Annotated in this window: 6 protein-coding genes; 4 read left to right on the top strand and 2 right to left on the bottom strand. The window is 72.2% G+C overall.

Annotation, left to right across the window (positions count from 1 at the left end; genetic code table 11):
* From AB0J52_RS32665 to AB0J52_RS32655, 3 genes are all read left to right on the top strand, one after another.
* Positions 1-444, top strand: a 444-nt coding sequence (locus tag AB0J52_RS32665; RefSeq protein ID WP_500186698.1) for a DUF881 domain-containing protein, incomplete at its 5' end; no start/stop codon positions are given.
* Between the two features lie 97 nt (positions 445-541).
* Complete coding sequence (locus tag AB0J52_RS32660; protein WP_500186696.1) at positions 542-1,177, top strand: class E sortase; 636 nt, start codon at positions 542-544, stop codon at positions 1,175-1,177.
* Positions 1,178-1,188: 11 nt separating this feature from the next.
* Complete coding sequence (locus tag AB0J52_RS32655; protein WP_500186694.1) at positions 1,189-1,386, top strand: hypothetical protein; 198 nt, start codon at positions 1,189-1,191, stop codon at positions 1,384-1,386.
* A 29-nt stretch (positions 1,387-1,415) separates the two neighbouring features.
* Here the strand turns inward: AB0J52_RS32655 and AB0J52_RS32650 are convergent, their stop codons facing one another.
* Positions 1,416-1,811, bottom strand: a complete 396-nt coding sequence (locus tag AB0J52_RS32650; protein ID WP_500186693.1) for a hypothetical protein — start codon at positions 1,809-1,811, stop codon at positions 1,416-1,418.
* A gap of 102 nt (positions 1,812-1,913) precedes the next feature.
* On the opposite strand from AB0J52_RS32650, the gene AB0J52_RS32645 reads away from it, so the two are divergent.
* Positions 1,914-2,495, top strand: coding sequence for an anthranilate synthase component II (locus AB0J52_RS32645; protein ID WP_500186692.1), 582 nt, complete (start codon positions 1,914-1,916; stop codon positions 2,493-2,495).
* A 226-nt stretch (positions 2,496-2,721) separates the two neighbouring features.
* Here the strand turns inward: AB0J52_RS32645 and AB0J52_RS32640 are convergent.
* Positions 2,722-3,457 (bottom strand): PASTA domain-containing protein (locus AB0J52_RS32640; RefSeq protein ID WP_500186691.1); only part of this gene is annotated, 736 nt, incomplete at its 5' end.

Genomic DNA, 3,457 nt, shown 5'->3' with positions numbered 1-3,457 from the left:
GGCCCGCGCCGGCGGGCGGCGTGTCCTGGGCGGCGCGCGGGCCCCGACGACCTGGTCGTCCACCAGGCGGACGTGCAGGCGGTGGTGAACGCGCTGTGGGCGGGCGGCGCCCAGGGCATGCAGATCATGGACCAGAGGGTGATCGGCACCAGCGCCGTCCGATGTGTGGGCAATACCCTGATCCTCCAGGGGGTGGTGTACTCGCCGCCGTTCCGGATCACCGCCGTCGGCGACCCGGACCGGCTGCGCGCGGCGCTGGACGCCTCCCCCGCGATCTCGGTGTACCAGCGGTACGTGCGCGCCTACGGCCTCGGCTGGTCGGTGCGCGCGCTCCGGCGGGCGTCGCTGCCCGCCTACACCGGGAACGTGGCGATGAAGCACGCCACCGTGCCGCCGGACGCGGGCGACGGTGACGACGCGGCCGCGGGCCGTCCGCCGGGCTGACCCGGAACGGACGCGCCCGCCGCCCGGACGACCCGGACGGCCCGGATGTCCGGACGGCTTCGGTGGACGCGGAAGTGGGAGAGGGGGGCGTGGGCCGGTGCGGGTGCTGATCCGCGGACTGGGCGAGCTGTGCATCACCGCGGGCCTGATCCTGCTGCTGTTCGTGACGTACGAGCTGTGGGGGACGGGCCGCTACACGCACGACCAGCAGGACAGGCTCTCCAAGGAGATGATGCGCTCCTGGGCGTCCGGCGGGACGGGCAAGGTGACGACCGAGCGGGTGAGCCTCGGCAAGGGCCTGGCGATGATCCGCATCCCGAAGCTCGGGGCGTCCTACCGGTACGTGGTGATCGAGGGCGTCTCGCTCGCGGACCTGCGCAAGGGGCCCGGGCACTATCCCGGCACGCAGCTGCCCGGCGAGGTCGGCAACTTCGTCGTCTCCGGTCACCGGACCACCTACTCCGCGCCGTTCAACAAGATCGGCCGGTTGAAGCCGGGGGACGAGATCGACATCGACACGCGGGACGGCAAGTACGTCTACAAGGTCACCGACAAGCGCGTGGTCGACCCGACGGACGTCGAGGTCACCGCGCCCGTCCCATTCCACCCCGGGCAGCGGCCCACCAAGCGGATGATCACCCTCACCACCTGCCACCCGCTCTACTCGGCGGCCGAGCGGCTCATCGTCTTCGGCCAGCTGACCGCCCAGTACCCGCGGGTCACCGGAAAGTAGGAGGACGGGCCATGTACGCGTTCATCTGGCGGCTGCTCCCCGGTGACCGGCGGGTCAAGGCCGCGATCGCCGCCGGGCTCGTGCTGCTCGCCGCCCTGATCCTCTGGTACGTGGTGTTCCCGCTGGTCGAGCCCAACCTCCAGTTCGATCACGGAGTGATGAACGGCGACGCCCCCACCACGCCCGCGCCGCGTCCGTCCGGCCACTGATCCGAGGCTCCTGTCGCCGGTCCGGACGGTCAGCGGAGGCGGCGCCAGGGGCCGGGACGGTAGACCCCGCGCCGGTCGATCGTGCCGCCGCGCCCGAACATCCACTCGGCTCCGAGGCTGACGAGGGACGAGCAGGACGTCGAGCCGACGCCGCGGTGGTTCACCACGTCCACGTACACCGTGGTCGGCGTGCCGGGCTCCTTCAGGGCGACGGTCATCCGGACGGCCCGTCCATCGGGGCGGACGTCCCGCGCGCAGACCTTCGTCTTCAGGTACTCGCGGCCCATGCCGCGCGGCGGCCCCCAGAAGCCGTAGCCGGACAGCCCGCGCACGTCCTCGTAGTCGAACGCGCCATAGGTGGAGGGGGCGGACGGCGGGGCGGAGAGCACGAGCGGGACACCGGACAGGAGCGCGCGAACCAGCATGGGGGCCTTTCTGATCTCGGAGGGGTCCGGAGAGGTTACGCTCCGCGTCCGCATCCGCACCGCCGTTCGCCGTCTTGTGGTGGTTCAGGCGAGAATGGCGGGGTGCGTGTACTCGTCGTGGACAACCACGACAGCTTCGTCTTCACGATCGTCCAGTACCTGCGGGAGCTGGGCGCGGACTGCCGGGTCGCGGTCCGCGAGGACGTCTCCCCGGCGGACGCCCGCGCGGCGCACGGCGTGCTCATCAGCCCCGGCCCCGGCCACCCGGCGGACGCCGGAGTCTGCCTCGACCTGGTCTGGGACGCCGTGGAGAGCGGCGTCCCGCTGCTCGGCGTCTGCCTCGGCCACCAGGTGATCGGACATGTGTTCGGCGCGACGGTCGATCACGCGCCGCGGATCGTGCACGGCGAGACCAGCCCGATCGGCCACGACGGCGCGGGCGTGTTCGCGGGCCTGCCGGACCCGTTCACCGCCACCCGCTACCACTCGCTGGCCGTCCACCCCGGGACCGTGCCGGCCGACGTCCTGGACGTGTCCGCGCGCACCCCGGACGGCGTGGTCATGGGCCTGCGGCACCGGACCGCGCCCGTCGAGGGCGTCCAGTTCCACCCGGAGTCCGTGCTGTCCGCATGTGGCCACCGGCTCTTCCGGAACTGGCTCCGCACCTGCGGAGCGGCGGGTTGACCGGTCACCGCGGGGTTTGCGGGGAAAATTCTGAGAGCCGCATGTAACGGCGATACCTCCGGGTACGAAGACCATAGCGAGAGGGCTTCCGCCATTGCCCCCGAGTGGCGGAGGCCCTCTTCCATGTCCGGACGGCCCCCGGGAACCGAACACCGGCGGCCCGCGCACGCGAAAGCCGAAGGCCCGGCCCCCCGCGGGGACCGGGCCTTCGGCGATCAGGCGGCCGTCACTGCTGAGGCGGCGGACCGCCCGGCTGGTTCGTGTCCGGCGGCGGGGACGTCGGCGCCTGCGGCGGCGTCACGATGACCGTCACGGACGACCCCGACGGCAGCTTGGTGCCCGGCGCGGGACTGACGTTCCACACCACGCCCGGCGGGATGGTCGCGTCCGGCGACGGCTGCTCCTGGACCACGCACGACAGGTGCAGGACCCGCAGCCGCTTGCACGCCACGTCCTTCGGGAGGCGCTGCAGGTTCGGCACGGAGACGTCCTGCGTTCCGGACGAGATGTACAGCGTGACCGACGAGTTCGGCGCGACCTGCTCGCCCGCCTTCGGGTCGGTCTTGATCGTCATCCCCTGCTGGACCTCGTTGGACGCCAGCCGCTTCACGTCGACCTTGAAGCCGCGGCCCTCCAGGGTGCTCTTGGCGTCGGACTCCGGCTGGCTGCTGACGTCCGGGACCTCCACCTTCTTCGGCGGCTCCGGCCCCCGGGACACGACCAGCGTGACCATCGAGCCCTTCTTGACCGTGGTGCCCTCGGCCGGGTCGGACCGGATGACCTTGCCCTTGCCGACGTCCTTGCTGTACTCCTTCTGCGGGTCGGCCGCGACGGTGAAGCCCTGGCCCTTGAGCGCCTGGGTGGCCTCGTCCACGGTCATGTTGCTCACGGTCGTGATCTTGACGTCGTCGCTGCCGCCGCCCGGGGCCAGCAGCCAGCCGAGCAGCGCGGCGACCGCGAGC

It is taken from the genome of Spirillospora sp. NPDC049652, from assembly GCF_040675125.1.
GTDB lineage: Bacteria > Actinomycetota > Actinomycetes > Streptosporangiales > Streptosporangiaceae > Spirillospora.
The sequence above is the reverse complement of the archived record's forward strand: the minus strand, read 5'-3'. Positions and strand labels throughout refer to the sequence as shown.